This window comes from Lentzea roselyniae, assembly GCF_039537795.1.
In the GTDB taxonomy this organism is placed as follows: Bacteria; Actinomycetota; Actinomycetes; order Mycobacteriales; family Pseudonocardiaceae; genus Lentzea; species Lentzea atacamensis.
Window position 1 is genome coordinate 1 of the sequence record NZ_BAABBE010000010.1, and the last position, 26,168, is coordinate 26,168.

The window sequence follows — 26,168 nt, forward strand, 5'->3', positions numbered from 1 at the left end:
AGTCCTATCAGGAGCTCCCCGTCCTTCTACTCCCAGGCCCCGCGGCACGTCAGAGCGCCTGCACGAGCGTTCCCCCGAACATCCTCAGGCCTTCAGTGCTGGAATCTCCGCTGTTGAGATCACCTCAGTCTGTTCCTTCTTGCGGTCGGATCGGTGCTTGAAACGTGCTTGTCCCACAGGCCAGAGATAAGCGCTTCACATAGTATCCAGGCGGCAAGGACGGTTTCGGAGACGTTTCCGCGTGAAGCGTGGTGCGCTGCGGCAACGAGCAGTTCGGGAAGACGCGCTCCAATGCCGCGAATAATCTGGGCGTTTCTGAAATCCGCAATGTCGTTGAGTAGCTGCGGATCTTCGGCGGTCCAGTAGTAGTTAGCTGGCCAGATGGTAGGCCCACGGTATCCAAAATCTACGCCAAGATCAGCGGGTTGAGCGGCGAGCAGTGCGAACGGGCCCCATGCCTGTTCGCCGTGTCGTCCTCCACCTCCGTATATCGCTGCGTGAGTGCCAATCAGCTTGCCATCTTGGACATCCTTTGGGTTGATAGGATGCGATGGAACTCCGTTTATGGCAAGTTCACAAAGTATGTAGTTTAGTGTCTCGGCAATCTTGCTTGGCCAAGCTTGCCTGAGGTCATAATCGGCAACTCGATCGACCCGCACGAATAACCCGCCACCTCGGGTTATGGCGATGTCGGTATCGTCGACCCTAAGTATCTGGACGACTTCAAGATAGTCATCCGGGTTCTGGGACTCGTCAAGGCTGAAGTACTTGAGCGGAAACATGTAGGCGCCAAGCACGGGCGTCCAGGACTTGTTGTAAACGAACCGTCCGAGCGCGCCTGAGTGTGGGTTGGCCGAGCTGCTCATGTCGGGCTCATCGTCGGCGGCAAGGCCTTTGTTTCACCTGCTGGGGCGGCGATGCTGCGAGCTGCTCGGCTCGCATAGAGCTAGCGATCTTCATTGCTTCGGCGTCTTGGCCTGGTCTTCGGGCATCTGTGGCATCGGCGAATGCCAGTCGACACATCGAGTACAGCCAGGAGCGCAGCGCCCGCAAAGCCAACTCACACATCGTTCACGGGCTTGAAAGATCCGCTCGTGATCGTCGTCTGACTGCGGCGTTCGAGCTTCCACCCTCATCGGGGATCACGCTGGCGAGCGGTGGTGTGCGGTGCTCGGTGTCGCGCCTGGTCGGTGGAAGCTCGCCGAACCGTCATACGCGCAACGAGTTCGCCGTACACGGCGACGATGAACACGGCGGCGACCGCCACCAGGACCGTGTCGAGTCCGCAGATACACAACGGTCCGGCCGTCATCGGTGCTGCTCCTGGCGGTCGGCGAGCGCGCGAAGCTGGTCCGACAACATCGAGGAGAATTTCTCGGCGCCTTGCGGGAGAAAGCCGATCAGCACCGGGCACGGACTGCCGGGCAGCGTGACGTAGATCAGCTCATCGTCGCCGAGGTGCGCCTCGATCGGTGTGCTCGACCGCACGACGGAAACGACGTACCCCGAGCCGAGTAGCCCTTCGGCTGCCGGATCTCGTTCGCCGGGCGTAGTCACGGTGACCTCCATTGCGAGGTGTCCGGCGGCGCTGAGGCGGACAGGAGGTGTCCACGCCGCCGGACGGCTCGGGGGACCGCCTATAAGCGACCCATGTCAAACTGAAATCAACGTCTCATCAGCACTTGGTCAGCGGAACGACCTGGCGGCGACATGTGGACGACATGGGCGAATCGGGGAGGTGGGACGGCGTGCGGACGTTCCGAACGGTCCTGGAGCAGAAGATCCGGGAACGGCGTCAGACCCTCCAGGAGTTCATCGACTTCGCCGAGTTGTTCGCGCGCGAGCACAACGAGCCGGGGACGATCGGCAAGCGTCATCTTCAGCGGCTCATCGCTGGTCGGAAGGCTTCTGGGGAACCGCTTGGGCCGACTGTTCAGCCGGCGACCGCGCGCCTGCTGGAACGGATCTTTGAGGTCGGGATCGATGACCTGTTGTCGCCACCGAAGCCACCCGAGATCGTTGGGCGGCAACAGCCGGAACGAGACGCGGTCGAGTTGGCTGCTGCCCTTGACTGGCTCGACGAACGCGCCGGGTGGAAGCCAGGAACGAGCCGTTCGAAGGTGCGCACGAGGCTTGAAGCGCTCGACCTAGGGGCGCTGCTGGACCGGGGAGCGCGACGAGCGAGGATTGGGCGAACGGCGTTGGCTCGCGCGCTCATCGAGTACTACGGCGACCAGGGCATCTACCGGGCGATCTGTGCGGACGTCGAGATCTTGACCAGCGTTGTGAGCCGTGTGGAATGGCTCGACCTCGCCTGCTCGCTCGCCGGTGCCCAGGGTGGGCTGACGCTCGCAGAGGAGACCTGCGATCACCGGGCGCTGGACGAGGTCGAAGCCTCGGCGGCCCTGTCGCAGCTGGCAGAGTCGGTCGCGCTCGGTGTGCGGTTCGCCAATCTGCCGCTGTACCGCCTACGAAGCGTTGACGTCAGTCCAGGGCGGGTGCGGGGGCGCGTCGGCATCGTGCCGTTCGTCGAGTACGCGCTGACGGCTGACCTCCTCGAACGAGAACTAACCGATGCTGTTGGAGCCGGAAGCATTGCCCGTCGAACTCCCTTGCGGGACAAGCAATTGCCGAGCCTTGACGCGGTGCACGACCTGTCCGGTCGCGTATGTGCCGGTGGCGTTCTAGCTCTGTGTGCGATCGCTCGGCCGCATGATCAAGTCCGCGGTTCGGCAGACTACGCCCTGCTGGTGCAGGAGCGTTCCGGTCAGGTGCTGAACGCCGCTGGGCGGCTCGCCGTGATCCCGAAGGGCTTCCATCAGCCGCTGACCGATGTGCGAGCTGAGGCGGCGGTGGGCGCGACGCTCCGGCGAGAGCTGGAAGAGGAGCTGTTCGGCCGTCGCGACGTCGATGCGACGGTGGGTGACGCACGCTCGGCTGCACCGATGCATCCGAGCCGACGATCGGAGCCGATGAAGTGGCTGACCGGGGCACCGGGACGGTTGCGGATGGAGTGCACAGGATTCGGGCTCAACCTGGTCAGCGGAAACTACGAGTTCGCGAGCCTCGTCGTGATCGAGGACGAGGAGTTCTGGCACCGGTTCGGCGGACAGGTCGAGGCCAACTGGGAAGCAAGCGGACTGCGGCTGTACTCCAGCCTCGACGGCGAGCTGGTGAGCGAGCTGATCTCGCAAGAGGCCTGGAGCAACGAGGGACTGTTCGCGTTGCTCCAGGGCCTACGTCGGCTGCGTGAGATCGGCGGCGACCGCGTCAGCCTGCCGCCGGTCGAGTGGCGGCTCAGCGACTGATTACGTCTGAGACGGCCAGCGAACCGTCATGACCACCGAGTCCTCTACGGCTTCCCACGAGTGGTCGATCCCAGGACCCCACATCACGTAGTCACCTTGGCGGGTCATCGTCGCGCTGCCCTCGGTCAGGTCAACGCGGAAGTTCCCTTGTACCAACAGAACCAAGGTCGTTCGCTGGTCGTCTGAAGTCCACTCCACACGCTTGTCACCGGCCGGGTGATTGAACCACTTGACCTCAACGTCCTTTGAGGACCGTACACCCTCTGACGGGTCGATGAAGTGCCCGACCAGCCAGCCTCGCGTGGCGCTTCCGTCCTCCGCAGCGTTGCCCTGGCTCCAGTTCGCGGTCACCGTATCTCCCATTCGATCGTTGGCAGGTTCACGCGGCTACCGCCGATCTCCTTGAGTCGGCGAAGCCCTTGCAGGAGCGCGAACAAGCCCTCGTTGCTCCACGCTTCGTCGCCCGCGAGCTCCTCCAGGAGCTCAGCGTCCGCACTGGAGTACTGGCGAAGGTTGGCTGTCTCCCAGTTGGCCTCGATCAGCCCCCCGTACCGGTGCCAGAACTCCTCGTCATCGACGACGATCAAGAGTGGGAACTCGAAGTTCCCGCTGACGAGGTTCAGCCCGAACCCGGTGCACTCCATCCGCAGACGGCCCGGTTCGCCGAGGAGCCAGCGCATCGGTTCGGAAAGGCGGCTCGGGTGCATCGGATCGGCGCTGCGTTGGTCGCCCACCGTGTTGTCGATGTCGTGGCGGCCGAACAACTCCTCTTCCATCTCGCGGCGCATGGTGGCGCCCACTTGTGCGTCGGTCCGGAAGTCGGTCAGCGGCTGGTGGAAGCCCTTCGGGATCACGGCAAGCCGACGCGCGGCGTTGATGACGTGACCTGAGCGCTCCTGCACCAGGAGAACGTAGTCTGCCGGGCCTCGGAACGGGTCAGCTGGTCGAGCGAACGCGCACAGCGCGAGCGTGCCGCCGGCGGTGAGACGTTCGCCGACGTTCAGCACGGCGTCGAGGTCCGGCAGGTAGTGGTCACGAAGCGGTAGGTCGCCCGCCTGTAGGCCGTTGGCCAGCGCGTCGACCAGTTCCCCTTCCAGGAGGTCCAACGTCACGATGTACTCGACAAACGACGTGAGTCCGACCGTGCCGCCGATCGACTCGGATCCCATGTCGACGCTCAGCAAGCGGTAGAGCGGCATGTTGATGAACCCGCACGCCGAGCGCGAGCGACTCGGCCAGTCGCTGAACAGCCTGGTCGAAAGCTTGCTCATCAAGCGTGACCGGTGTGTGCCCGGCAGCACGCACGAGAGCGAGCCGGTCGTGGCTGGCGACCAGCGGACAGTCGAGATCGAGCCAGTCCGAGTGCGTGAAGACGCTGGTGTTGGCCTCGACGGTGCCGAACCGGGCGGCATACCGGCCGTAGCCGTCGGAACCGCGACCGTAGTAGCTCGCGAGTGCCTCAGCGACGGTTCGCTGATCGACACGTCCGCGACGACTTCCCCTGTCTCGCAAGGCATTCACATCAACCTGAGCAAGCCGCGAGGCCACAGCGCGGCGCGCAGTGCCGGGCTCACTCGCTGAGCGCTCGTCTAGCCAGTCGAGCGCGGCGACGATGTTCGGGTCGTCGGCGAGCCGCCGTTCGGTGTCGGCTACCGCATCGGTCGTGGCGGCTTCCGGCGCGGCGGCCGGTGCGTCTGCGCGAGCCTCGGCAAAGCGCGCTTTGACCTCTGCGGACGCTCGATCAAGAGCCGCGTCCAAGACCTGCTGCATCTCCGACTTCGGCCGCGAGCTGGGCTTCTGGTGCCAGTAGCCAACCGTGCGCGAGTGCACGCCGAGGTGCTCGGCGAACCCCTCCTGACTGAGTCGTAGCGCGTCCTGCAACGCGCACGCGTCGGCACCGGTCCAGCCGTTCGACAACGCCATCTCGTCGCTACCCCCGAAGCGCGATTTGCAGGGAACTTGTGGTGGTTTTGCAGAGGTCTTGCATGGGGTCCGGCGCCATTCCGCAGTGGAATTAGTGCATGGAAAACAGCAGCTCCACCAGGACAAACGGCGAACTACCGGCGCCCGCGGACATGCTTCGCGACATCTGCGAGCTGGTTCATTACGGAAGCAACATCGGATTTGAGAGCGTCGAGCCGCTCGGTGATGTCTTCGAGTCGCTCTTCGACCCGGTCCATTCGAGTCCACAGGGTGTCGGCGAGGTCCACCACGGGGTCGCCGACCTCGGGAGGCGTGCGCCCCCGCAACACGGCGTCGAGGTGCTGCGGGTGCCAGCCCAGCGCTGTGGACAGGGATTCCAGGGTTCGGGGACTCCGCCGGCGCTCCACGAGGTTGTGCTGAATCTCGCGGACGATCGCGAGCGATACGTGCGACCGCTCGGCGAGTTCCTTCTGTCGCAATCCCAGCTCGTCCACCCGCTGGTTGATCACCTTGGCGACTGCCGCCCAATCCTCCGACACGTATTCCTCCGCGCTCCGCCTCGGCGCTGAGATTAGTCACTGTTTCGAGCGCTGCGGCGTGACACGGCGTTTCACCCGCCGTTTGCGACCGCGCACGTCTTCAAGAGTGCTGAAATCAGCACAGCGGAAACTGAAATCATCATTTCTTGCAGAAAGGCTATTCCTCATGCGTACTTCTCTGTCTTCCTCCGCCCACACCATCCGCGAGACCGCGTGGCTCCTCGGCGTCGACCGGTCCGAGGTCTGCCGCGCCATCCGGCTCGGCAAGCTGCACGCCGAACGTCGGCGCGGCCAGACCGTCATCCCCGTGAGCGCACTCCTGCCGCTGCTCTCCAACGCCGGTCCGGGGGTGCTCCGTGACTGACGACCGACTGATCGGCATCGCGTGGTCGCTGGACCGCCTGCGGTGGGTGCCGACCGACCAGCTCGCCGAGGTGGTCGAGCGTGACGGCCTGTGCATGTGGGCGTTCACGAACGAGCCACCCGACGCTGGCGAAGAGCTGACCGATCGTGAACTCGCCGAGCGCACTTGTGCCGGGTGTCCCGTGCAAGACGAGTGCCTGGAACTGGAACTGCGCACGGCCGGTGAGAACACCTCCGGCGTATGGGGTGCGCTCACCGATGACGAGCGGCGGGAGTTGTACCCGCACTGGCTCCGACGCGGTGAACGCGCCGAGAGGGGGCCGCGTTCATGAACGCTCTCACTCTCACCCCGACTCAGATCATGGCCGCTGTAGGCGCGCTCCTGGTCCTGGTCCTGGTGCTCGTGTGGCGAACGGCGTCCCGTCGCGCGAAGGCTGCGGCGAACGCGGCACGCACAGGTGCCCGGTTCGTCTCGCTCGCCGGGCGCGTGCTGTTCAACGCCGCGCTGATCGTCGTGGCGCAGTGGATCGTGATCACCCAACGAGGTAGCGGCTGGCTGCTCGTCGCGGTGCTCGCCGTGCCCGCGCTGTTCGCGTCGTACACGCTGACCAAGGCCCTGACCGTGACGACGTACGAACCACGCCGCCGAGGCGGTGAACGGCGATGAGTGAGCCGATCGAGCGCGTAGCGGTACAGGTCGATCGGTTGTGCTGGACCGGCATCCTGCTCGGGCTGGCGTTCACGATGACCAACGTTCAGCAGTTCGCGGCGGCCGGCTCTCTGGTGTGGTCGCTCGCCTGGTCCGCCGCGTGGCTGCTCGACCCGATGGTGTCGCTGGTGCTCCTGGCGATTCTTCGGGCCGAGCAGATCACGGCCCGGCACGGCGTCCGCATGGGTGGCTGGGTGCGGGCGGCGAAGTGGTTCACGCTCGGCGCGACCTACGTCATGAACACCTGGAGCGCGTACGCCGCCGGATCGGCCGCGCTGGTGGTGCTGCACTCCGTGCCGCCGCTCGTCGTGTTCGTCGCCGCCGAGGCGGTGACCGACCTTCGAGACAAGCTCGGCTCGGCGGTCGCCGTGTTCACGGCCGTGCAGGCGGAACCGCAGGCTTCGCCGAGTCCTCGGAAGAAGGCACGCAAGCACGCGAATCCAAGGACTTCCTTTGACGACTACCTCGCGATTGCCAGGGCGGCTCGAACGCCGGACGTGACGGTCACACCCGCGTGGATACGTGAGGTGACGGAGTGCTCGCGTGGCCTGTCGTCACGGCTGGCTGCGGCGCTGAACGCCGAGGTGCAGCCGTGAACGGCGAGATGGTTCCGGCGGGACCGGTGTTCGAAGGTGAACTCGTCGACGACCAGGCGGACGTGACTCAGCCACGACAGGCTCACCGGATGGCGGGCCGGTGGCGTCGGTTGCGGTTCGTTCCGGCGGCGTTGAAGTCACGGCAGGCGCTCGGGTACGCGGCCAAGGACGGTCTCGTGTGGGTGGCGCGGTCGCCGTTCCGCTTCATCCGAGCCACCTTTCGTGGCCTGGTGGTCGCAGTGCGCGGATGGCGGCGATGGGTGCGAGTGAACGACTACCGCGAGGCTGCCGAGCAGTCGGAGAAGCTGGCGGACAAGTTCGCGGAGATCCGTGGACTGACGTTGTTCCGATGGAAGGTGACCGGTGCTGTATCCGCCGTTTCCCTTGTCTCGCTTGCGATCCTCGATCTCGTCTACGGGCATCGGGTGTTGTGGATTGCCGGCGTCGTTGGCTCGGTGGCGTTGGCGATCCTCGGTAGGCAGAAGGATGGGAACCCTGGCCGTAAAGCTGCTCTCGCCGGGCCACGCTCGCTCGCATGGACGATGGACCCACAGATCCTGGTGGACGCATTCCGCGACGCGAAGCTGATCGGTAAGGACGAGAGCCTGCGGCTCGTCGAGCGCGCGAAGCACCAGGGCGGGGGATGGGCGGTCACCGTCGACCTACCCGCAACCCGCAAGGCGACCGACGTCGTCAAGCATCGCGAGGACCTGGCGTCAGCTCTGGCGGTCGATGAGATCCAGCTCAGCGTCGAGCGTGTGCGCGGCAATGGCGGGCATGCCGGACGCGTCGCGATGTGGGTTGCTGATGAGGACCCGTACGCGAAACCGCCGATCCGGACGCCACTGCTGGCGGTCGAGCGGTGGGACGCATGGCGGCCGGTGCCGTTCGGGACTGACGCACGCGGCAGGCGGATCACGCTGCCGCTGGTGTGGACGTCACTCCTGATCGGTGCGCTTCCCCGCCAGGGCAAGACAATGGCCGAACGGCTGGCAGCCGCGGGCTTGATCTTGGACCCGCACGTCCGGCTGTACGTCGCAGGCTTCAAGAACGGCAAGGACTGGAAAGCCGCCGAGAAGGTCGCCCACCGGTTCATGGCGGGCGACGACGCCGAACACGTCCTCGCGTTCCTCGATTGGCTCGTCGAGCTGGTCGCCGATGTTCAGGATCGCTACCGGAGGATGCAGGACCTCGACGACGTCACCTGTCCCGAGTCGAAGGTGACGCCGGACATGTCCCGTGATCAGTCGCTGGGTATGCCGATCACGGCACTGATTGTCGACGAGGTCCACATCGCACTGGAGGACCGAACTCCCGTTGAGGTGCAAGGGAAGAAGCTCACGGCGGGGGAGTACATCGGCGAGTTGCTGACATGGCTCGCGAAGAAGGCCCCGGCCGCCGGCATCATTCTCGTCCTGGCAACGCAGCGACCGGATAGCAAGACCATCCCAACCAAGTTGCGCGCTGTGCTTGGCTCCCGCTTTGCCTTGCGCGTCATGGACTTCCGCGACAGCAACATCATCCTCGGCGAGCAGATGAACACGCGCGGATATGACAGCAGCCGCCTACTCCCGTCCCATCGGGGCGTTGGCATCTTGCGGCCGGACGGCGAGACCCAAGCTGGTGCCGATGTGCTCGCGCTGACGGTGCGGACGTACTACATGCCAAACGAGGACTGGCGGGAAATCTGCGAGCGTGGCCGCGCCCTTCGGGAGGCGGAAGGAACGCTGAGCGGTCACGCGGCTGGGCAGGACGTTTCGCCGATGCTCGACCGCTCGACGGTGGTCAAGGCTATCGGAAGTGGCACCGTGGCGAGCCTGGCCGAGGTCGAGCTACCCGAGCCGCTCGCGTCAGTCGTCGACTACCTCGGCGACGACGTGAACACGCGGGACTTCGTACCGACCGCCGAACTCGCCGAGGCGCTCGAAGTCGAGGTAACCGCGCTCGGCGTCGACATGGGCGAGCTGGGCTGTCGGCCGATACGCCAGTACGTCCCGACCGACGATGGCACCCGACGTGTACGCGGCTACCTGACAGCCGACCTACGTGCGGCGGTCGAGCGCATCGCGGCCGATGATGAAATCGGCACGTCGAGCGACGCGGACGAGGGCCGACCGTGATCGCCGACGAGCCGTCGCGCGGCAAACTCAAGTTCAACCCGCCCGCTGAACTACCTGTCCTCACCAGGGAGGTAAGTCGCATACTGCTAGAAGTACTGATCAGAGTTACTGAGGTCGAGGCGCTGGATGCGCCTCGGGAAGGGAGGGCAGATGACTGTTGAAATCAGTCAGGATCCGTGGGCGGCGTTCGACGACCTGCTCGGCGTCGAGGTCGTCGAGACGATCGGGGATGGGATCGGATCGCTTGCGTTCCTTGGTCGGTGTTCGACCGAGGACAACCAAGATCCGGAGACGTCGCGAGGATGGCAGTACGGCAACGCCCACAAGTTCGTCGAGCCGTTGGGCGGCGTCATCGTCGAGGAGTTCTTCGACGTCGGCCAGTCGCGCTCGGTGCCGTGGGAGCGTCGGCCGGAAGCGTCACGCCTCCTGGCCGCGCTGAAGGACAAGAACCGGGGCTGGAACGCGGTCGTGGTCGGCGAAGGGACACGATGCTGGTTCGGCAACCAGTTCTCGTTGATCGCACCGAAGTTCGCCGCCTATGGCGTGGACCTGTGGGTGCCGGAACTCGGTGGCAAGTTCGACTCGCGGAACCCGTCCCACAAGATGCTGATGAGCGTGCTCGGCGGCATGAGCGAGTCGGAGCGTCAGCACGTACAGGCTCGCGTTAGGGCGGCGATGGATGCCCAGGTCGTCAACGAGGGACGACACCAGGGCGGGCGTGCGCCGTACGGGTACACGGTGGTCGATGCTGGGCCGCATCCGAACCCAAGGAAGGCGGCCGAGGGCTACAGGTTGCGCGTGCTGGCGATCGACGAGCCGAGTGCGGCGGTCGTGCGGCGGATCTTCGCCGAGTACCTGACTGGTGAGATGGGAGACCGGGCAATCGCGAATGGTCTCAACCGGGACGGGATTCCGTGCCCGTCGGCTCGGCGGCCGGACCAGAACCGGCACCGGCTCGCCGACGGATGGCAGGGCAGCACGGTCCGGGCCATTTTGGAGAATCCGCGCTACACCGGCTTTGCGTTCTTCGGGCGCTGGACGCGTCAAGAGATGCTGCTCGACCCTGAGGACGTTGGCGCGGGTCACGTGGTGCGGTTCCGCAAGGCTGCTCCTGATCGTGTGGTGCGTTCTCGTAAGAAGGCCCATCCGCACATCATCGAGGTCGAGGACTTCGTTCAAGCGCAGTTGCTACGCCGGTCGCGCGCGGCCGGTGGATTCTCGGCCGGAAAGAAGCTGGTGAGGGGGCCCAAGCGGACCAAGCGGGTGTATCCGCTCCGGGGACGAGTGAAGTGCGGCTATTGCAGTCGACGGATGGAGGGCACGCCTCGCGGTCCGAGGACCTACTACCGCTGTGCGCTACGGACGATGGTGCCCGGTTCGCCCGTGCTGAATGGCCACCCGACGAACGTGTACCTGCCCGAAGCAGTGGCCATTGAGCATTTCAACAGGTGGATTGATCACCTCTTCGACCCGGTGAACGTCGACAACACGGTGTCGGCTCTCGTCGCGTCGCAGGACAATCGCGAGGCCAGTACGCCCGACCACGCCGCCGCGAGGCGACGTCTCGCCGATGCGGAAGCGAAGCTGCGCCGTTTCCAAGACGCCATTGCGGCGGGAATCGACCCGTCCGCACTCGTCGAGGCGATGAACGAGGCACAGGAGAAGCGCGCGGCGGCTCAAGCGGAGCTGAACGGGGTTCCGAAACGACTCGGGCGAAGTGTCGCCGAGATCCACGCCATGATTGATTCGCTCGGCGACGTGAAGAAGGTGATCAGGCAGGCTGACCCTGATGAGCTGCAAAGACTGTATGAGGCGCTGAACGTGGAAATCGTCTACAACGCAACGGGCCGGATGCTCGATGCGAGCATCCGGCCCGTTGGTAGGGATAAAGCCAGTGTCCGAGGGGGGACATGAACCCCCACGCGTGGCAAGCGCGCAACATTCGCGTGTTCATGTGGCTATGGATAGCTCGCCGCCAAATTAGAGGGCTAATCGAATTGGTCGGGGTTGATGTTCTTGGTGTCGGCTTAGATAGCGCCTCAGTTGCGCTACTCGAATGTCAAGCGCTGGAACTGGTTGCCACTAAACCACAGTGGAAAGCTCTGTGACCGCATGCGCGGTGAAGAGCACCACAGGAAGTGTGCATGGCGGGTCAAGCCTTGTTAGGAGGTGGCCGCAAGTCGACGGCGCTTCAGTACCTGGCGCGTGTTGCCTCATTGTGGAATCTTGGTGTGTTTGAGTCTGCTCTGCTGCGCCCTCAAGACCTCGCCGTAGTTAGGCTATTCCAGTTCTTGTCGAGACCAACCTATCTGGAGTAGCTTCGAAGACCGCGATGTCTACCCTCTGCCTTGTCGTTCTCGTAATGCTCATGCAAGTTTTCCGGAGTCGGCGTAGTCCGCTCTCAGGATGGACGTGACCACTGCGGTTGGTTGCGCCAGCAACACTGCGGGTTTGGGGAGGGCGATGAGAAGTAGGCGGTCGCCCGCGTGGAGGTTGAAGTGCGCTTGTGCTCCTGCCGGGATGAGGACTTGTCGTCGTCGGTCGATGGGCCAACGTGGTCGCTCGTCGCGGGCTCGGGGTGGTCACCGCGGCCACGCTGCTGGCCATCGATCTCGTCTACGTGCCGAAGAACCGCATTCCCGAGACCTATCTGCTTGACGCCGCGATGGAGGCCGCGTGGCTGTTGGTGTGGTCGCGTGCTTCCGGTTCGGCGGGGCTCGAGACACCGGCGCCGGATGACGGTCATCGGTGAAAGGACGTGATGATGAGCCTCGAGAACGACAAGCCAGAGACCGGACACGATGATGCTCACGCCGCCTGGTGGGGACGCTGGCCGGCACCCCGGCAGCCCGACGATCGGCAGCGCGCACGACGACTCGGTGCCCACACGGGGTGATGGGAGCAGCGGCCATCCGCACTCCGGGCGCCGGCACAAGGCCGCCGGTGACGAGGAGCTGCCGGGCGAGTGTGTGTGAGCAACGGCCGATCACGCCGCCCGAAGGGCGTTGAGCAGGTCACGTCGCGCAGTAGCGCGGCCCGCTTGAAGGCGAGAAGTGCCGACGGTGGAGGCGAGGTGTTGTGCCAGCCGCCGAACTAGGGCTCGCACTCGACTTCGGCGCAGACCGTCTTGCCGTGCGGGACGAGAGTGACGCCCCAGTCCTTGGCCAGCCGGTTGACGATGAGCATTCCACGGCCTTGGTGCCCTCCCAGCCGTGATCTGCCGAGAACCGGCACCTGCGTCGAGGCGTGGCAGACCTCGACGCTGACCAGGCACGGCTCCTCCGACCTGTGCAGTCGCATCAGGCGGGGACTGAGCCCGTGGTCGAAGGCGTTGCTCACGAGCTCATCGACCACGAGCAGGATGTCGTCGAGCTCGTCGTCGGTGACACCGGACAGGACGGCGCTCGTCCAGCGGCGCGCCGCCGCCACGTCCTGCACCTCGTCGAGGTCGAGCGATCGGGGCCTGGGGCTATCACCGAGTCGGCTGGAAGAGTGGATCGGCGTCACGTCCTCGGCTGTGGGCGACGTTCGCCTGGCGGGTTCGGTCATCGCGCCAGCTGCCGGTTCATCGTGCGCTACCTCGGCGGGGACGACCATCCGGGACAACAATGTTCGTCCTTCCGCCGGCCCAGGAAACTCGATCCGAGAGGCTGACGGCGAGGTTGGGGGAAGGGTGGCCGGGTATTCGGCGGTCATGGTGAAACGCGCGTTGTGGCAGGGGTTGATCGCGGGGACGCTCGGAGCGGCCGTGATGACGGTGGGCGAGAAGCTCGAGCAGCGGCTGACCAGGCGCCCGGATTCCCACGTGCCCGCTCGGGTTCTGCAGCGGTTGACCGGGATGCCGGAGCGACCGGGGGAGCAGCCGCGGCCGGTGAATCTCGCCATGCATTTCGGTCAGGGCGCGTTGGCCGGGGTGGTTCGATCGCTGATGGCGAACGCGGGGATGCGGGGACCGGTCGCCTCCGCCATGTTCACCGTGGTGCGGTTGAGCAATGACCAGATTCTGGAGAACGCCACCGGTGTCGGCGCGCCGCCACAGACCTGGCCCCGCAAGGAATTGATGGTCGACGTGCTGCACAAGGCGGTCTACGGATTCGTCACGGGGGCCGTGGCCGACGCGTTGGCGGCTCGCCGGGGACCGAGTCCTGGGCAGCGGCACGCGGCGAAGCGACCGGGTCGTCACGCCCATGTCGGCCCGATCTCGCGTGACGCTGCTGGGAGCCGTTGATCCGTCCACAGGTCGAGCGCCCGGCCGGTCGCCGCGATCGGCCGGGCACGACTGCGTCCACCGTGCAGCTGGGCCGACCGTCAGATCGGGTCGTCGGGAGTGCGTGTCGCGCTCGCGACCGAGCCGCCGGGTTCGTCCGCGAGCTGTCCGCGGCCGGTGGCTTCGGACAGCACTTCCTCGTCCAGATCTCCTGCGGCGACCGGCACGTCGGGCTGTTCCTCGGCGAGCCGGTCGGCCAGCGGACGCGGGTGAGCTTCCTCGTAGGGCGTCATGCCGTACTTGTCGACGCCGGTCCAGCGCTCCGGCGGGTCCATACCTGCTTCGAGCGGGTCGAGCCGGATCCGATCCTCGTCGAGGTCCTCGGCGCTGTTGAGCGCGGCGGGGTCGGTCTCGACGGCGTCGGGTGAGCCGGTGTCGTGCGGCGGTGTGTAGGACGCCTGGTCGTCGCCCGGAGTCATGTCATGTGTCGCCATGACCGGCGTGTACCCGATGGCCGTCCGATCAACCGATTCCGCTTCTCCGGTTGAGCCCGCGACTTGCGGGCATACCTGCGGCAGCCACGAGCGGGAGGTAGGCGCGATGAAGACATCGATCGATTTCGGCCGGAGCGCGGGTGTGCGAGCGTGGCCGGGAGCGTCCTATCCGCTCGGTGCCACCTACGACGGTGTCGGCACCAACTTCGCGCTGTTCTCGGAGGTCGCGGACCGCGTCGAGCTGTGCCTGTTCGACGAGGACGGTACCGAGACCCGCGTGCCGCTTCCGGAGGTGAGCGGTTTCGTCCACCACGGCTACCTGCACGGTGTCGGGCCGGGGCAGCGGTACGGCTACCGCGTGCACGGCCCGCACGACCCTGAGCTGGGTCTGCGTTGCAACGCGAACAAGCTGTTGATCGACCCCTACGCGAAGGCGATCAGCAGCGGCGTGTCCTGGGACGAGTCGCTGTTCGGATATCGGTTCGGTGCTCCTGATGAGCGCAACGACGCGGACTCGGCGGCGCACGTGCCGAAGGCCGTCGTGGTGAACCCGTTCTTCGACTGGGGCGACGACAGGCCACCGAAGACGCCGTATCACCGAAGTGTTCTGTACGAAGCTCATGTCCGCGGTCTCACCATCGGCCACCCCGACATCCCGCCGAGGTTGCGCGGCACGTACACGGGCCTCGCACATCCGGCGATGATCGAGCACCTGACCCGGCTGGGTGTCACGGCGATCGAGCTGATGCCGGTGCACCAGTTCATCAGCGACCACACGCTGATCGAGAAAGGGCTGACCAACTACTGGGGTTACAACACGATCGGGTTCTTCGCCCCGCACGACGGCTACGCCTCGCAGGCCGGCTCCGGCAACCAGGTGCAGGAGTTCAAGGGCATGGTCAGGGCTCTGCACGAGGCAGGCATCGAGGTCATCCTCGACGTGGTCTACAACCACACCGCGGAGGGCAACCACCTCGGCCCGACGTTGTCGATGCGCGGTATCGACAACGCCGCGTACTACCGGCTGGTGGAGGACGAACCGAAGTTCTACCTCGACCACACCGGAACCGGGAACACGCTGAACGTGCGCACGCCGCACACCCTGCAGCTGATCATGGACTCGCTGCGGTACTGGGTTACCGAGATGCACGTCGACGGGTTCCGGTTCGACCTCGCCGCCGCGCTGGCGCGCGAGTTCTTCGACGTGGACCGGCTGGCCACGTTCTTCGAGGTCGTGCAGCAGGATCCGGTGGTGTCGCAGGTCAAGCTGATCGCCGAGCCGTGGGACGTCGGTCCCGACGGCTACCAGGTCGGCAACTTCCCTCCGCTGTGGACGGAGTGGAACGGCAAGTTCCGGGACACGGTGCGCGACTTCTGGCGCGGAGAGCCCGCGACGCTGGGCGAGTTCGCCTCGCGCATCACCGGCAGCAGTGATCTGTATCAGAACGACGGGCGGCGGCCGTACGCGTCGATCAACTTCGTGACGGCGCACGACGGGTTCACGCTCAACGACCTGGTGTCGTACAACGAGAAGCACAACGAGGCCAACGGCGAGGACAACCAGGACGGCGAGAGCCACAACCGGTCGTGGAACTGCGGCGTCGAGGGGCCGACGGACGACGAGAAGGTCCTGGAGCTGAGGGCACGGCAGCGGCGCAACCTGATGGCGACCATGTTGCTGTCGCAGGGTGTGCCGATGATCCTGCACGGCGACGAGTTCGGCCGCACGCAGCACGGCAACAACAACGCGTACTGCCAGGACAACGAGGTGTCCTGGGTCGACTGGTCCCTCGCGGAGACGAACGCCGAGCTGGTGGAGTTCACCGCGGCGCTGACGGCGTTCCGCAAGGCGCACCCGGTGTTCCGGCGCAAGCGGTTCTTCGCCGGCCGGCCGATCCGCAAGGGCGGCGAACTGCGCGACATCGCGTGGTTCACCCCCTCGGGCGAGGAGATGACCGAGCAGAACTGGGAGGACGACTTCGGCCGGTGCATCGTCATCTTCCTCAACGGCGAGGGCATCCCGGACCTCGACGCACGCGGCGCGCGGGTGGTGGACGACTCGTTCCTGATGGCGTTCAACGCCCATCACGAGGACATCGACGTGACGCTGCCCGAGGCCGACTACGGTCCTGAGTGGAAGGTCGTGGTCGACACGAGCACCGGTGAAATGGGGGACGGCGACAAGCCGGTCGCCGCGTCCAGTCAGCTGAGCCTGCCCCCACGCTCGCTCGTCGTGCTCCAGAGGGTGGACTGAAGCGGCGGTGATCAGGTGGAGGCCAGTCGCACCGCCGTGACGGCCTCCTCCAGGGTCGAGCACATGGCGAGCGTGTGGTACACCTGGCTGACCTGCAACGGTCGCAGCACGCTGTGGTTGTCCGCGACAACGGCGAACGGCACGTGGAGTCTGGCGGCGTGATGCTGGGCGTTGATGAGCATCGCGATACCTGCCGATCCCAGGAAGCCGACGCCACGCAGATCCATCACGACCGCAACCGGCCGGGTGTCGAGCAGTGCGCCGAGCTGGGTGGCGACGTGCTGGTTCGACGCCGTGTCGAGTGCACCGGTCACCCGCATCACGGGGATCCCGTTGTGCGTCGTGGCGGTGTGCACGCGAGCCGGTGCGTCGTGGCTGGCCTGGTGATCCATGTTGCTTCCTCTGACATCGACGGGTCTTGCCAGTTCGTCAACCACGCGCAGGCGCGAGGTGACCTCATGCGGCGGTTTCGGGCCGGCTGTCCTGACCGGTGGCGCGGTCCAGCACGGCCAGCACGTCCTCCAGCCGCCCACGCCGCTGGAAGGCCTGCCGTTGCCGCACGGCCCCGTTGCCGAGCCGGAGGACCTTGGTCAGCAGCGCGTTGACGGCGCGCAGCTCCCCGGTCTGACGCAGCACGGGCCCGACGTCGCGAACAAGTCGGCGCAGCAGCTCGACAGCGGGGGTGCGACGGCCGGTGAACAGGTCGATGCCCTGGCCCACGATGCCGTCGTGAGCGGCGCGCCAACGGGCCGCGCGCACTGCCTGCTCGCTCACCGGAAGCGCCGGCTCTCCCCGTTCGACGGCACGGACGGCGGTGACGACCAATGCTCGCACCAGGACTGCCAGCAGAACGGTCTCGTCGACCGTGGCCGGCACATCGCACACCCGGACCTCCACGGTGGGCAGGTGATCGGAGGGCCGCACGTCCCAGTAGATCATCGCCCGGTCCAGCACGGCGCCACTGCCGACCAGCATGTCCGTCACGGCGTCGTAGTGCTCGGCGGAGGTGAAGTAGGGCGGGGCACCGGAGCAGGGCCAGCGACTGGTCAGCACCGAACGCCAGCTGGCGTAGCCGGTGTCCACGCCGTGGTGGATCGGAGAGTTGGCGGTCAGCGCGAGCAGAACCGGCAGCCACGGGCGCAGGTGGTTGCACACCTGCACCGCGGTCTCCCGGTCGGGCACCGCGACGTGCACGTGGCAACCGCACACCCCGTGCTGGGCGGCCAGCAGTCCGAAGTCGCGGGCGATGCGCCGGTAGCGATCGGTGTCGGTGATCGGCTGCTCGGTGGCCCCCGCCAAGGGGACACCCATCGCCACCAGCTGCCCGCCGGCCCGCAATGCGGCAGCGGTGGCGACGGACCGCGCTGCCAGCAAGTGTCCCCGCACTTCCCGCATTCCCCGGCACGCCGGCGTGGCGCTCTCCACTTGCACGCGAGTGATCTCCTGCTGGAGCTCGGTGCCGAAGCCGTTCGCCACGGTGATCACCTCCCTCGCCACGGGGAGGGGGAGGCCGGTGGCCGGATCGACGATCAGGAACTCTTCCTCGACACCCAGGGTCGGCAGTTCGACGCCCCGGGCGAGCGGGCGATCGGTATGGATCATGACGTTCCTTCAGCGCTCTGCGGTGATCCGCACGCGATCCGTTCACACCGCCGGCACAGCCATGATGACGGCACCAACTCATGGCGGAACGATCACGTAGCGGTGTCGGCACGCTGTTTGACCGACCAGAAGTTCTTCCGGCTGCCGTGTCCGAGCTCGCCGGAAGGAACGCTGGAATACCACCGCGGAGCACGGACAAACTCGTGTGAAAGACGGAGGACTCGCAAACTCCCGTTGTGGGCGCCACCGCAGGCAGGAAGGAGGTTTCGTCGGTCTGCCTCGGGTATCCGACCGGAACGTCAAGCAGTCGGCGACACCCCGGACCGTCTCGATCGCGGCGCCGACCGAGGCGAGCAGCGAACCCACTGGAGTCGCCATGGCAACCAAGCCTTGCCCAGGCCGCGGTGCGGTCGTCACCTACCTCAACCCCGATGTGATGCACCCGTCCGTCTACGTACGCGGCGTGGTGATCGGAGCGCACGTGGTCGACCCGCAGACCTCACACACGTGGGTGCCGGTCCTGCGGTCAGACCGCACCATATCGGTTCTGGACACCGCCAACATCGTCAACGTGCAGGAACCCGAGCGTCGCTGAGAGCCCGGACGAGCCGCTCCGAGGTGCGTTTCGCGGCTGGTGCCACCGAAGAGGAAGATGGCCTCGGCGAGAACGACTCGTCGCTGCCCGACGGTGAAACATGAGTAGGTCCCCGCCGACGTCATGAATGGTGATCGGCCGGAGGTGGTCGTGCTGGTCGGACTGCAGGCGTCCGGGAAGAGCATGTTCTTCCGGCAGCGCTTCGCTGTCACTCACGTGCACATCAGCAAGGACCTGATGCGCAACGGGGCCGCAAGTAGACCCGTCAGCACGCCCTTCTCGTGGCCGCTCTCACCCGCAGTGCCTCAGTCGTGGTCGACAACACCAACGCCTCCGCGGTGGAACGGCAGCGGATCATCGCGGCGGCCAAGGACTTCGGGGCTCAGGTGACCGGATAGTGGTTCCCGCCGGGCCTGCCGGTGTTGCTTGCGCGCAATGCGCGCGGACGGGCCGGGCACGCGTTCCAGAGGTGGCGTTGTTCGCCACACTCGCACGATTGGAGGAGCCGCGCGTCGAGGAAGGATTCGACAGTTTCTTCGTCGTGGACATCCAACCCCGAGACGGTTTCGTCTGCCGCACTGCCGGATGACACCGACAGAGTCCGTGCGAAGTGGACGCGTCTGGAGTGGTCATCCGGGCTTGCCGAGTGGTTTTCCAGCGCCGCGACCTCGTCGGGAGAGTCCGGCCGCCAGAGGGTGCCAGAATGTGGCCGTCCTGCGAGACCGAGATCGTTGGTCTTCTTCGGCACCTTGGTTCCGACCGTCCTTCCGCTTCAAACCGGTCGTGACCGGGCCTCGGCACGTGGTGTGCAGGCACGCACCGATCACGCCTATGAAGATGAACAGGAACGCGGTGGCAACCGAGCCGATCACGATGCACAGCGCTCCGAGCAGCGGTGCGCCGTTGGCGCCACCGAGGAGGAGGCGTCGGACCGCGCGCCCAGCGATCCCCGCAAGACTCCTCCGGTCGGACCGGCCGAACGCGACGCTGGTGCTGGTGGAGGGCAGCTACGTGGTGGCGGACCGCGAGGAGCCGTTGTCCGGCGCCCTCCCCGTGGTCACGCGAGACGAGCTGCTCGAACGCCTCGGCGGACGGTAGATCACGGACCGCGACCTCGACGAGGTGGCCGCGACGCTGAGCTCTGCCGTGGACAACCGGGCGGGTGACGGAGGTTAGATCCTGACGCAGGTGGGTACGGCTGGCGTATGACCCGAACTCGCTGCCGCGCTGACGGCGCCGAAGTGACGCTGCGGTCCAAGACGATGCTCCTGGACTTCACCGGGGAGTGCGACGGCGCCGCCATCCGGTTGGTCGCCGAGCTGCCGGACGCCGGTGGAGCCGAGGACGGCGGGACCGTCGTGCTGGAGCAGGACGCCGCGACCGTCACCCAGCCGGGCGGTGAGATCCGCTTGGCCGCACGCGAACCGCTGCGCTGGGACGGCCAGCCGGTCGACGCCGAGTTCGTGCTGCCGGAGAGCCCTGAGTCGACGGTGCTCGCCGTCCGCGGGCTTGCCGTGCAGGTGGAGTGACTCAACGGACCTGCCGGGTGGATCGGCGCGCCTCGAACGGGTGCACGTTGCTGTCCTCCGCGGGGCGCTGCCAGCGGAACACTCCGGCGCCCTGGGCGTAGGAGAGGTGGCCGCCGAGCGCGCCGCCGACGCCCAGCGCCGCCAGTCCGAGCAGGCTCAGCAGCTTCCCCTCGGTATGGGCCTCGCGTCGTCGTGCGGCGTAGGACGCGGTGAAGCAGGCCAACGCGGCGGTGTTCGCGGCCGCGTGCACCACCCCGACGCGTTGCTGCCGCGGCCCCAGCCCGTCGTAGTCCGCCAGTCCCAAGAGGACGGTCGGTGGTGCCGCTGCCAGACCGATGCCGGTGAGGCGGCGGGCCGCGTCCTCGTTGCCTGCTCGAACGTCCAGCGCCGACGCGCACACCCAGGCTCCGATGGGCACGGTGATGATCAGGGGGTGCAGCGGATGGCCGAGCCACGATCCGCGCAGCACCTCGCGCAGGCGTGACGACCGCAGCAGACGCCGAGCCGCCGTCGCCACTGCGGCTGCCGGCCGGTCAGCGGCACGGAGGTTCTCCGCGGTTCGCAGCACGTCATGAAGGTTCATGGCTGCGGATACCCCGCCGCGCGTCGCCCATCCCGGTGGTTTGGACGCACCCGCGATGGCAACACCTCAGCCATGTCGATCGCGGAGTCCTTCGAGAGTGTCCAGCGCGCCTACGCGGATGGTGAACGACGGCCGCTGCTCGGATATCTGGCATCGCTGTGCTCGTACGGTGCTCTCGCAGGCGCCGCCACGGCTGTCGGCCGGCATCGGGGGACTCGGCTGCCGGAGCGGTTCTCGGTCGGGGACACGGCCCTGCTGGCGCTGGCCACCCACAAGGCGAGCAGGCTAGTCACCAAGTCGTCGATCACCAGCGTGCTGCGCGCACCGTTCACCCGGTACGAGGAGCCCGCCGGTGTGGCCGAGGTCAAAGAGACCGTGCGCGGTCACGGCGTGCGGCACGCGGTGGGTGAGCTCATGACGTGCCCGTTCTGTTCGGGTGTCTGGATGGCGAGTGCGTTCACCGCGGGACTGGTGCTCGCGCCGAGGGCCACCCGTCTGGTCATGACCGCCCTGTCCGCTGTCGCCGCTTCAGATTGGCTGCACGTCGGCTACGACGCCGCGAAGAAGTGATCACGTCGCGGGCAGCGGAGGGCCGGGGAGTACGGGCGATCAGGGCCACGGTGGCGATGAGGTCCCAGCCGACGGCGTACTCGTTGCCGGTGTCGAGGTGCGGGGCGTGTTGCTCGTAAAGGCCGAGCAGGCCGCGCACGGAGTCGAAGACCGCTCTGGCGTCCAGCATCGCGTCGTTCGCGGCCTGATAGCCCTCGGGTTCGGTCATCGCGAACACCGCCGCGTCCGCGTCTACTGTGGACAGTTGCTCCGTCAGCTCCCCGAAGGGGGCGGAAACCGCTGGGATCGTGCATTCCCCACATGGGTGTGGACGTCGAACAGCGGCATGTCGACGTGCAGCGCGTCCCACCACGGCCGCACCAGGTCATCCGCGTACATTCACGGCTTCCGAGCCACGACCCGGAAGCTCTTCAGCTCCGAGTCGGCCGGGTCGGGCAGTTCCATCCCGGCGTTCAGGCCGCTGCGGACGTAGTCGACGACCTCCTTGGTGATCACCTCACCCGGCAGCACAGCAGGCGCGCCGGGCGGGTACGGCGTGACCATCTCGGCGCTGATCCGCCCGACGGCCTGGTCCGCGTCGACCTGCTCGACCTCGGCGAAGAACGCGTCGCGGGGCAGCATCACCGTCTCGAGCTGCAGTTCGTCCGATGAGGGCAGGTCCACCGGTGGCGGTGTCTCGAAGTCGTCTGCGGCCTTGACCAGAGCACTGAGTGCGTCGAGCAGGATGCCTGCGGTGCGGTGGTCGTCGGCGTGGGTGAACTGGGCGACGACGCGCCTGTGGTCGGACAGGCCGAGGGTGACGCGCTGGTGTTCGCGCAGCCAGTCGGTGGCCTGGTAGCCGCTGATGTCCAGGGCGGACACGTCGATGACCATCTTGAGAGGGTCGGGCGACTTCGCCAGCTCCTCCCCGAGGAACTCGGCCTCGCCCATCACGCGCAGGCCGGTCAGGTCGTTGATCGCGGCGCGGGTGGAGTGGGCCAGTGCGAGGGTCGCGGTGAGCAGTTCCTTGCCGTGCTGGACCATGTGCCGCAGCCAGCCGTCGAGGGTGGCGTAGACGAGGGACGTGGGGCTCGTGGTGGCCAGCAGGTCCTCGCGGGCCTTGAGCACGTTCGGGTCCACGAGGTCACCTTGCAGGTGGAACACCGAGCTCTGCTCCACCGCGGCACCGGACTTGTGCACGCTGGTCACGACGACGTCGGCGTCGGCGTCCATGCCCCACGGCGGCAGGTCGGGGTGGAACGGCAGGTGCGCGCCCCACGCCTCGTCGACGATGAGCGGCTTGCCGAACTCGTGGCACACCTCGGCGATGGCCTGGATGTCCCCGCACGTGCCGTAGTCGTTGGGCGTCACGAGCAGCATGCCCTTGGCCTCGGGCTCTGCCTTGAACAGCTCCCGGACCTCGTCGGGGCCTGGTGGGTGGGACAGGTGGCGTTCGGCGTCCCAGTGCGGGGACAGCCACACCGGGCAGACGCCGCTGAGGATGAGGGCCGGGTGACCGACTTGTGGGCGTGGCGGGGCACGATGAGCTTCTCGTGCGGGCCGGCGACCGACAGCATGGCGCTCTTGACCGACAGCGAACTGCCGCAGGTGGAGAAGAACGCCTGCTCGGCGCCGACCGCCTCGGCCATCAGCTGCTGGGCCTGCTCGATGACACCCTGGCGGTTGAGCCGGTCGTCCAAGCCGTTGACGGAGATGATGTCGGCGGCGTACACGGCTTCACCGAGGATCTCCAGCACGCGGGGGTCCGCGCTGCGGCCCTGGCGGTGGCCGGGCGGGTTGAACGGTGTGTAACCGCACTCGCGGAACGCCTGCAACGCCTCCAGCACCGGTGCCCTGTTCTGGTCCATATAGGAGAGTTGCCAGGAGGAGGAGCGCAAAACCAGATCGCAGAACGCTTCAGCCGGTCGGGGTGCCTTGGTGTCCGTGGGGTTTGAGCTGCTCTTCGGCGTCGGTCGGGGTGCGGTGCAGCAGACCGTCGTGGTTCTCGCCGTACTGGCCGGTTTGGACCAGTGGCGGGGAGTAGGCGTGGATGGTGATCGTCGGTCCGGCGCCGGGTTCACGACGCATGCGGTGGATGAAGGTGTCGTCGAAGCAGAACGTCCCGCCGGCGTCCACCGCCGTTCCCGTGGGACGCGCGCCGAGCCGCAGGTGTTCGTGGCGGATGCAGCCGCTGACGACGTGGACCGCGCCGCAGGACCGGTCGTGGTCGTGGAACCCGGTGTCGTGACCGTCGGCCATCCAGGAGATGGCCCACACTCCGAGGTGCTCGTTGGTGAACACCTCGGAATAGGTGCGTTCCGCTGTGGTCTGTCGCAGTCCGTCCTCCCAGAGTGCGGGCTGGTTCGCGACGGCCTTGGCAATGTCCGCCAGCTCCTCCGGCGACAGACGGCTTCGTGGTGCCTCGAAGGGCAGGTCAGCTGGCATGGCAGCTGGATTGCCCGGCGAAGGGCGGGTAAACGCGCGCCATGTGAGCAGCTGGCCGCCGGTTACGCCGAGGACCTCGCCGGTGATGTAGCTGGACTCCTGCGAGGCGAAGAAGACGACGACCGGTGGCAGCTCGGCGGGTTGCACGGCACGTCCCATCGATGTCTGCGCACCGAAGTCATCGACCTTCTCCCCGGGCATCGTCGCCGGGATCAGAGGTGTCCACACCGGACGTGCCGCACGCCGCGCAGCTCGGGGCACAGTTCGGTCCAGCCGAAGACCTCTTCGGCCGTCCGGAGAAGCCGTTCGTCAGCCGACATCGCGCAGGTCGAACCTTTCCGCGGCCCAGGCGGCCAGGCGCGGCCGCAGCGCGAGGTACACGTCCGGGTCCAGTCCCATGCCGGTGTGGGTGCTGTGCACCTCGACGTGCTCGGCGGACGGGTCGAGGCTCAGCCGCCACGGCACGATTCCGTCCGACTTGGAGTACACCGACACTGCAGGGATCTCCAGCGGCGCGGTGGCCGCGGCGACGTTGTCCTCGAAGCAGGTGCCCGAGAGGCAGTCGTTGTCCATCAGACCGGGCACGCCGATCGCGGACAACCCCGCCAGGGCCCTGGCGGCGAGCAGCACGTGTGGGTGGGCGCCCATCGGGTCGAGCACCGGGCTGCCCAGCATCACCAGGCCGCGCACGAGGTCGGGGCGGCGAACAGCGGCCAGCCGGGCGAGTCCACCGCCGCGGCTCTGGCCCAGCAGCACGACCGGGCCGCCGGTGGCCTCGGCGTGTTCCTCCAGGCGTTGTTCGATGCGGTCGACCAGTTCGGAGGTGCAGCCCACGTTGAACCCGACGCCGGCGCCGACCGGCAGGTAGCCGCGGTCTCGCAGCCAGGTGGTGGCCAAGGTGAGGCTGAAGTCGCTCGCGCCGAATCCGGGCACCAGGACGACGCCCAGGCCCGCGCCTTCGTGAGGATTCACGTCGCGCCACACCGAATGGCGCAGCAGGCGGGGGATCGTGAGAGCGGCGACGGCGACGTTTTCGCGTGCCAGTGATCGCAGTTGTCCAACAGCACTCATCGTTCTGTTTAGCCCGGCAGAGCGGAGACAAACGCGGAGCAGAGTCACGTTTGGCGTGCCGTCGCGGGAATGAGCCGGAAGCCGCTGCGTGGGCGTGCCGGAATCCGGCTCAGCGAGATGGTGAGGTCCTGGTCGGGCACGTCGTGGTCCAGGCCGGCCAGGCGGGTGGACAACTCGGCGAGCAGTGCGACGGTGAACGGTTCGCCGGGGCAGCGGTGCCCGGTGTGCGGATCACCGGCACCCTGCGGCACGAGGTCCCACGCGCCGATCTCGCGGTCGACGAACCGCTGCGGGTCGAACCGGTACGGATCCGTCCACAAGCGACTGTCGTGGTTCTGGCCGTACAGGTCCAGCAGGACGAGGGATCCCTCTGGCACGTGCTCGCCCTGCCACGTCAGGTCGTGGGTGGCGCGGCCTCCGAGGAACGGTGCGAACGGGTAGAACCGGCGCAGCTCGTGCGCGAACGCGACAGCGAAGTCACCGCCCGCGCGCAGCGGTTCGCGGTGCTGCGGCCAGCGGTGCAGCGCGTGTCCGGCATAGGCGACGAACCAGCACACCGCCACGGTCGGCCGGATCACGTTCAGCAGCTCCACCGCCGCGGTGTGCGGGTCGAGCAGCTCGCCGTCCGCATCGCGATGCCGGGCAACGACATCGAGGGCTGCCCCCTGCGGTGTGCCGAGCTCGTTGTCGCGCACCTGTCGCACCAGCGCAGCGAGCCACGCCTCACGGCGTTTGCGGGCTTTCCGGGCTCGCCAGTGCCGGGGACCGGCCGTGGCGAACCCGTCGACCATCGCCACCAGATCGGCTGCCAGCGCGGCCACCTCGTGGGTTTCCACGGGTATGCCGGCCCACCGGCGAACGCCCGCGGTCAGCGCCCGGCTCGCCTCGTCGAACAGCACGACCTCGCGGCCCTCGGGCCACCCGACGACGGTGTCCTCCCACGCGGCGGCCACGCAGGAGACCAGTGAGGCAGTCGATTCCCGCGTCACCAGTGACAGGAACAAGCTCTTGCGCTGCCGGTGCGCGTCGCCGTCGAGCGTGTGCACGGCACCGTGACCGAACAGCGTGCTCAGCACCGGGCCGGGGATCGCGCCGTGCCGTTGCACGTGCTTCTCGTCGTAGAAGAACTGCGCGGCTTCCGGTCCGCACAACCCGAGTGCGGGCTGACCCATCACGCGTGTCCGCACCACATCGCTGCCGGTGCTGCGCCGCAGACCTGGCAGCCAGGCGTAGCCCTCCATCAGGAGCCGCAACGACTGGTCTCCACGATGATCTCGCATT

At 67.0% G+C, this 26,168-nt stretch carries 30 protein-coding genes and 1 pseudogene; 16 read left to right on the forward strand and 15 right to left on the reverse strand.

The features are described 5' to 3' along the window. Positions 1-119: 119 nt before the first annotated feature. Positions 120-866 carry a hypothetical protein gene (locus ABFX45_RS18920; protein WP_346131496.1) on the reverse strand — a complete coding sequence of 249 codons (747 nt, stop codon included), beginning with the start codon at positions 864-866 and terminating at the stop codon, positions 120-122. A gap of 442 nt (positions 867-1,308) precedes the next feature. Then, positions 1,309-1,569, reverse strand: coding sequence for a hypothetical protein (locus tag ABFX45_RS18925; protein WP_346131498.1), 261 nt, complete (start codon positions 1,567-1,569; stop codon positions 1,309-1,311). A gap of 260 nt (positions 1,570-1,829) precedes the next feature. Between ABFX45_RS18925 and ABFX45_RS18930 the strand changes: the two genes are divergently transcribed. Further along, positions 1,830-3,308: a transcriptional regulator gene (locus tag ABFX45_RS18930; protein WP_346131501.1), complete on the forward strand. Its 1,479-nt coding sequence runs from the start codon at positions 1,830-1,832 to the stop codon at positions 3,306-3,308. Here the strand turns inward: ABFX45_RS18930 and ABFX45_RS18935 are convergent, their stop codons facing one another. Further along, positions 3,309-3,671 carry a signal peptidase I gene (locus ABFX45_RS18935; protein WP_428834166.1) on the reverse strand — a complete coding sequence of 121 codons (363 nt, stop codon included), beginning with the start codon at positions 3,669-3,671 and terminating at the stop codon, positions 3,309-3,311. After that, on the reverse strand, positions 3,656-4,507 hold the full coding sequence (locus ABFX45_RS18940) for a hypothetical protein (protein ID WP_346131504.1): 852 nt from the start codon (positions 4,505-4,507) through the stop codon (positions 3,656-3,658). The genes ABFX45_RS18935 and ABFX45_RS18940 overlap by 16 nt, the downstream gene beginning before the upstream one ends. On the opposite strand from ABFX45_RS18940, the gene ABFX45_RS18945 reads away from it, so the two are divergent. Next, positions 4,506-4,889, forward strand: a complete 384-nt coding sequence (locus ABFX45_RS18945) for a hypothetical protein (protein ID WP_346131507.1) — start codon at positions 4,506-4,508, stop codon at positions 4,887-4,889. The genes ABFX45_RS18940 and ABFX45_RS18945 overlap by 2 nt on opposite strands. 476 nt (positions 4,890-5,365) lie before the next feature. Here ABFX45_RS18945 and ABFX45_RS18950 read toward each other — a convergent pair whose 3' ends face one another. After that, positions 5,366-5,770 (reverse strand): helix-turn-helix domain-containing protein, encoded by a 405-nt coding sequence (locus ABFX45_RS18950; protein ID WP_346131508.1) that lies wholly within the window; start codon positions 5,768-5,770, stop codon positions 5,366-5,368. 166 nt (positions 5,771-5,936) lie between these two features. Here ABFX45_RS18950 and ABFX45_RS18955 point away from each other — a divergent pair, with 166 nt between their 5' ends. The 7 genes from ABFX45_RS18955 (at position 5,937) to ABFX45_RS18985 (ending at position 12,310) form a co-directional block, all read left to right on the forward strand. After that, on the forward strand, positions 5,937-6,134 hold the full coding sequence (locus ABFX45_RS18955; protein WP_346131510.1) for a helix-turn-helix domain-containing protein: 198 nt from the start codon (positions 5,937-5,939) through the stop codon (positions 6,132-6,134). Further along, a complete protein-coding gene (locus ABFX45_RS18960; RefSeq protein WP_346131511.1) occupies positions 6,127-6,465 on the forward strand; it encodes a WhiB family transcriptional regulator in 339 nt (112 codons plus the stop codon). The genes ABFX45_RS18955 and ABFX45_RS18960 overlap by 8 nt, the downstream gene beginning before the upstream one ends. Beyond that, complete coding sequence (locus tag ABFX45_RS18965) at positions 6,462-6,800, forward strand: hypothetical protein (protein WP_346131512.1); 339 nt, start codon at positions 6,462-6,464, stop codon at positions 6,798-6,800. The genes ABFX45_RS18960 and ABFX45_RS18965 overlap by 4 nt, the downstream gene beginning before the upstream one ends. Beyond that, positions 6,797-7,438: a hypothetical protein gene (locus ABFX45_RS18970; protein WP_346131513.1), complete on the forward strand. Its 642-nt coding sequence runs from the start codon at positions 6,797-6,799 to the stop codon at positions 7,436-7,438. The genes ABFX45_RS18965 and ABFX45_RS18970 overlap by 4 nt, the downstream gene beginning before the upstream one ends. 8 nt (positions 7,439-7,446) lie before the next feature. After that, entirely contained in the window at positions 7,447-9,558 is a 2,112-nt protein-coding gene (locus tag ABFX45_RS18975; protein WP_346131693.1) for an FtsK/SpoIIIE domain-containing protein, read from the forward strand. Between the two features lie 150 nt (positions 9,559-9,708). Then, positions 9,709-11,472, forward strand: a complete 1,764-nt coding sequence (locus tag ABFX45_RS18980) for a recombinase family protein (protein WP_346131514.1) — start codon at positions 9,709-9,711, stop codon at positions 11,470-11,472. Positions 11,473-12,112: 640 nt separating this feature from the next. Next, entirely contained in the window at positions 12,113-12,310 is a 198-nt protein-coding gene (locus tag ABFX45_RS18985) for a hypothetical protein (RefSeq protein WP_146771873.1), read from the forward strand. A gap of 341 nt (positions 12,311-12,651) precedes the next feature. Here the strand turns inward: ABFX45_RS18985 and ABFX45_RS18990 are convergent, their stop codons facing one another. After that, positions 12,652-13,107 carry an ATP-binding protein gene (locus ABFX45_RS18990; RefSeq protein ID WP_346131515.1) on the reverse strand — a complete coding sequence of 152 codons (456 nt, stop codon included), beginning with the start codon at positions 13,105-13,107 and terminating at the stop codon, positions 12,652-12,654. 145 nt (positions 13,108-13,252) lie between these two features. On the opposite strand from ABFX45_RS18990, the gene ABFX45_RS18995 reads away from it, so the two are divergent. Then, positions 13,253-13,786, forward strand: a complete 534-nt coding sequence (locus tag ABFX45_RS18995; protein WP_112228733.1) for a hypothetical protein — start codon at positions 13,253-13,255, stop codon at positions 13,784-13,786. A gap of 80 nt (positions 13,787-13,866) precedes the next feature. Here ABFX45_RS18995 and ABFX45_RS19000 read toward each other — a convergent pair whose 3' ends face one another. After that, positions 13,867-14,259, reverse strand: a complete 393-nt coding sequence (locus tag ABFX45_RS19000; protein ID WP_346131516.1) for a hypothetical protein — start codon at positions 14,257-14,259, stop codon at positions 13,867-13,869. A gap of 142 nt (positions 14,260-14,401) precedes the next feature. Here ABFX45_RS19000 and glgX point away from each other — a divergent pair, with 142 nt between their 5' ends. Continuing rightward, on the forward strand, positions 14,402-16,513 hold the full coding sequence (gene glgX / locus ABFX45_RS19005) for a glycogen debranching protein GlgX (protein WP_346131694.1): 2,112 nt from the start codon (positions 14,402-14,404) through the stop codon (positions 16,511-16,513). Positions 16,514-16,524: 11 nt separating this feature from the next. Here the strand turns inward: glgX and ABFX45_RS19010 are convergent, their stop codons facing one another. Both ABFX45_RS19010 and ABFX45_RS19015 read right to left on the reverse strand, forming a co-directional pair. Further along, complete coding sequence (locus tag ABFX45_RS19010; protein ID WP_346131517.1) at positions 16,525-16,905, reverse strand: STAS domain-containing protein; 381 nt, start codon at positions 16,903-16,905, stop codon at positions 16,525-16,527. Positions 16,906-16,969: 64 nt separating this feature from the next. Further along, entirely contained in the window at positions 16,970-18,115 is a 1,146-nt protein-coding gene (locus ABFX45_RS19015) for a carboxylate-amine ligase (RefSeq protein ID WP_346131518.1), read from the reverse strand. Positions 18,116-18,491: 376 nt separating this feature from the next. On the opposite strand from ABFX45_RS19015, the gene ABFX45_RS19020 reads away from it, so the two are divergent. The 4 genes from ABFX45_RS19020 to ABFX45_RS19035 all read left to right on the forward strand — a co-directional run bounded on the left by ABFX45_RS19020 (position 18,492) and on the right by ABFX45_RS19035 (position 20,239). Further along, positions 18,492-18,710, forward strand: coding sequence for a hypothetical protein (locus tag ABFX45_RS19020; protein WP_112228729.1), 219 nt, complete (start codon positions 18,492-18,494; stop codon positions 18,708-18,710). Positions 18,711-18,991: 281 nt separating this feature from the next. Next, on the forward strand, positions 18,992-19,108 hold the full coding sequence (locus tag ABFX45_RS19025; protein ID WP_428834167.1) for a hypothetical protein: 117 nt from the start codon (positions 18,992-18,994) through the stop codon (positions 19,106-19,108). A gap of 439 nt (positions 19,109-19,547) precedes the next feature. After that, the gene (locus ABFX45_RS19030; RefSeq protein ID WP_346131519.1) at positions 19,548-19,808 is read left to right on the forward strand and encodes a hypothetical protein; all 261 of its coding nucleotides are present in this window, start codon (positions 19,548-19,550) and stop codon (positions 19,806-19,808) included. Positions 19,809-19,915: 107 nt separating this feature from the next. After that, positions 19,916-20,239, forward strand: a complete 324-nt coding sequence (locus tag ABFX45_RS19035) for a hypothetical protein (protein ID WP_146771872.1) — start codon at positions 19,916-19,918, stop codon at positions 20,237-20,239. A 1-nt stretch (position 20,240) separates the two neighbouring features. Here ABFX45_RS19035 and ABFX45_RS19040 read toward each other — a convergent pair whose 3' ends face one another. Beyond that, positions 20,241-20,807, reverse strand: a complete 567-nt coding sequence (locus ABFX45_RS19040) for a DUF2231 domain-containing protein (RefSeq protein ID WP_428834168.1) — start codon at positions 20,805-20,807, stop codon at positions 20,241-20,243. Between the two features lie 87 nt (positions 20,808-20,894). Here ABFX45_RS19040 and ABFX45_RS19045 point away from each other — a divergent pair, with 87 nt between their 5' ends. Then, positions 20,895-21,392 (forward strand): DUF1360 domain-containing protein, encoded by a 498-nt coding sequence (locus ABFX45_RS19045; protein ID WP_112228726.1) that lies wholly within the window; start codon positions 20,895-20,897, stop codon positions 21,390-21,392. 378 nt (positions 21,393-21,770) lie between these two features. Here the strand turns inward: ABFX45_RS19045 and ABFX45_RS46855 are convergent, their stop codons facing one another. The 5 genes and pseudogenes from ABFX45_RS46855 to ABFX45_RS19065 form a co-directional block, all read right to left on the reverse strand. After that, positions 21,771-22,415, reverse strand: coding sequence for an Orn/Lys/Arg family decarboxylase (locus ABFX45_RS46855; protein ID WP_487047087.1), 645 nt, complete (start codon positions 22,413-22,415; stop codon positions 21,771-21,773). Further along, positions 22,389-23,239 (reverse strand): annotated as a pseudogene (locus ABFX45_RS46860) (aminotransferase class I/II-fold pyridoxal phosphate-dependent enzyme); the annotation flags it as partial. The pseudogene ABFX45_RS46860 and the gene ABFX45_RS46855, both read right to left, overlap by 27 nt. A gap of 49 nt (positions 23,240-23,288) precedes the next feature. Next, on the reverse strand, positions 23,289-24,017 hold the full coding sequence (locus ABFX45_RS19055; protein ID WP_346131520.1) for a cysteine dioxygenase: 729 nt from the start codon (positions 24,015-24,017) through the stop codon (positions 23,289-23,291). A 108-nt stretch (positions 24,018-24,125) separates the two neighbouring features. Further along, on the reverse strand, positions 24,126-24,887 hold the full coding sequence (locus ABFX45_RS19060; protein ID WP_346131521.1) for an alpha/beta hydrolase: 762 nt from the start codon (positions 24,885-24,887) through the stop codon (positions 24,126-24,128). Positions 24,888-24,931: 44 nt separating this feature from the next. Beyond that, entirely contained in the window at positions 24,932-26,167 is a 1,236-nt protein-coding gene (locus ABFX45_RS19065) for a cytochrome P450 (protein WP_346131522.1), read from the reverse strand. Position 26,168 lies beyond the last annotated feature (1 nt).

Bases quoted from the DNA above. Each gene is read 5' to 3' on its own strand.
- ABFX45_RS18920 (WP_346131496.1), bottom strand. From the start codon at position 866: ATGAGCAGCTCGGCCAACCCACACTCAGGCGCGCTCGGACGGTTCGTT.
- ABFX45_RS18925 (WP_346131498.1), bottom strand. From the start codon at position 1,569: ATGGAGGTCACCGTGACTACGCCCGGCGAACGAGATCCGGCAGCCGAA.
- ABFX45_RS18935 (WP_428834166.1), bottom strand. From the start codon at position 3,671: ATGGGAGATACGGTGACCGCGAACTGGAGCCAGGGCAACGCTGCGGAG.
- ABFX45_RS18945 (WP_346131507.1), top strand. From the start codon at position 4,506: ATGTTGATGAACCCGCACGCCGAGCGCGAGCGACTCGGCCAGTCGCTG.
- ABFX45_RS18940 (WP_346131504.1), bottom strand. From the start codon at position 4,507: ATGCCGCTCTACCGCTTGCTGAGCGTCGACATGGGATCCGAGTCGATC.
- ABFX45_RS18955 (WP_346131510.1), top strand. From the start codon at position 5,937: ATGCGTACTTCTCTGTCTTCCTCCGCCCACACCATCCGCGAGACCGCG.
- ABFX45_RS18965 (WP_346131512.1), top strand. From the start codon at position 6,462: ATGAACGCTCTCACTCTCACCCCGACTCAGATCATGGCCGCTGTAGGC.
- ABFX45_RS18970 (WP_346131513.1), top strand. From the start codon at position 6,797: ATGAGTGAGCCGATCGAGCGCGTAGCGGTACAGGTCGATCGGTTGTGC.
- ABFX45_RS18975 (WP_346131693.1), top strand. From the start codon at position 7,447: ATGGTTCCGGCGGGACCGGTGTTCGAAGGTGAACTCGTCGACGACCAG.
- ABFX45_RS18980 (WP_346131514.1), top strand. From the start codon at position 9,709: ATGACTGTTGAAATCAGTCAGGATCCGTGGGCGGCGTTCGACGACCTG.
- ABFX45_RS18990 (WP_346131515.1), bottom strand. From the start codon at position 13,107: ATGACCGAACCCGCCAGGCGAACGTCGCCCACAGCCGAGGACGTGACG.
- ABFX45_RS18995 (WP_112228733.1), top strand. From the start codon at position 13,253: ATGGTGAAACGCGCGTTGTGGCAGGGGTTGATCGCGGGGACGCTCGGA.
- ABFX45_RS19000 (WP_346131516.1), bottom strand. From the start codon at position 14,259: ATGGCGACACATGACATGACTCCGGGCGACGACCAGGCGTCCTACACA.
- ABFX45_RS19010 (WP_346131517.1), bottom strand. From the start codon at position 16,905: ATGGATCACCAGGCCAGCCACGACGCACCGGCTCGCGTGCACACCGCC.
- ABFX45_RS19015 (WP_346131518.1), bottom strand. From the start codon at position 18,115: ATGATCCATACCGATCGCCCGCTCGCCCGGGGCGTCGAACTGCCGACC.
- ABFX45_RS19020 (WP_112228729.1), top strand. From the start codon at position 18,492: ATGGCAACCAAGCCTTGCCCAGGCCGCGGTGCGGTCGTCACCTACCTC.
- ABFX45_RS19030 (WP_346131519.1), top strand. From the start codon at position 19,548: ATGAACAGGAACGCGGTGGCAACCGAGCCGATCACGATGCACAGCGCT.
- ABFX45_RS19035 (WP_146771872.1), top strand. From the start codon at position 19,916: ATGACCCGAACTCGCTGCCGCGCTGACGGCGCCGAAGTGACGCTGCGG.
- ABFX45_RS19045 (WP_112228726.1), top strand. From the start codon at position 20,895: ATGTCGATCGCGGAGTCCTTCGAGAGTGTCCAGCGCGCCTACGCGGAT.
- ABFX45_RS46855 (WP_487047087.1), bottom strand. From the start codon at position 22,415: ATGGTCCAGCACGGCAAGGAACTGCTCACCGCGACCCTCGCACTGGCC.
- ABFX45_RS19055 (WP_346131520.1), bottom strand. From the start codon at position 24,017: ATGCCCGGGGAGAAGGTCGATGACTTCGGTGCGCAGACATCGATGGGA.
- ABFX45_RS19060 (WP_346131521.1), bottom strand. From the start codon at position 24,887: ATGAGTGCTGTTGGACAACTGCGATCACTGGCACGCGAAAACGTCGCC.
- ABFX45_RS19065 (WP_346131522.1), bottom strand. From the start codon at position 26,167: ATGCGAGATCATCGTGGAGACCAGTCGTTGCGGCTCCTGATGGAGGGC.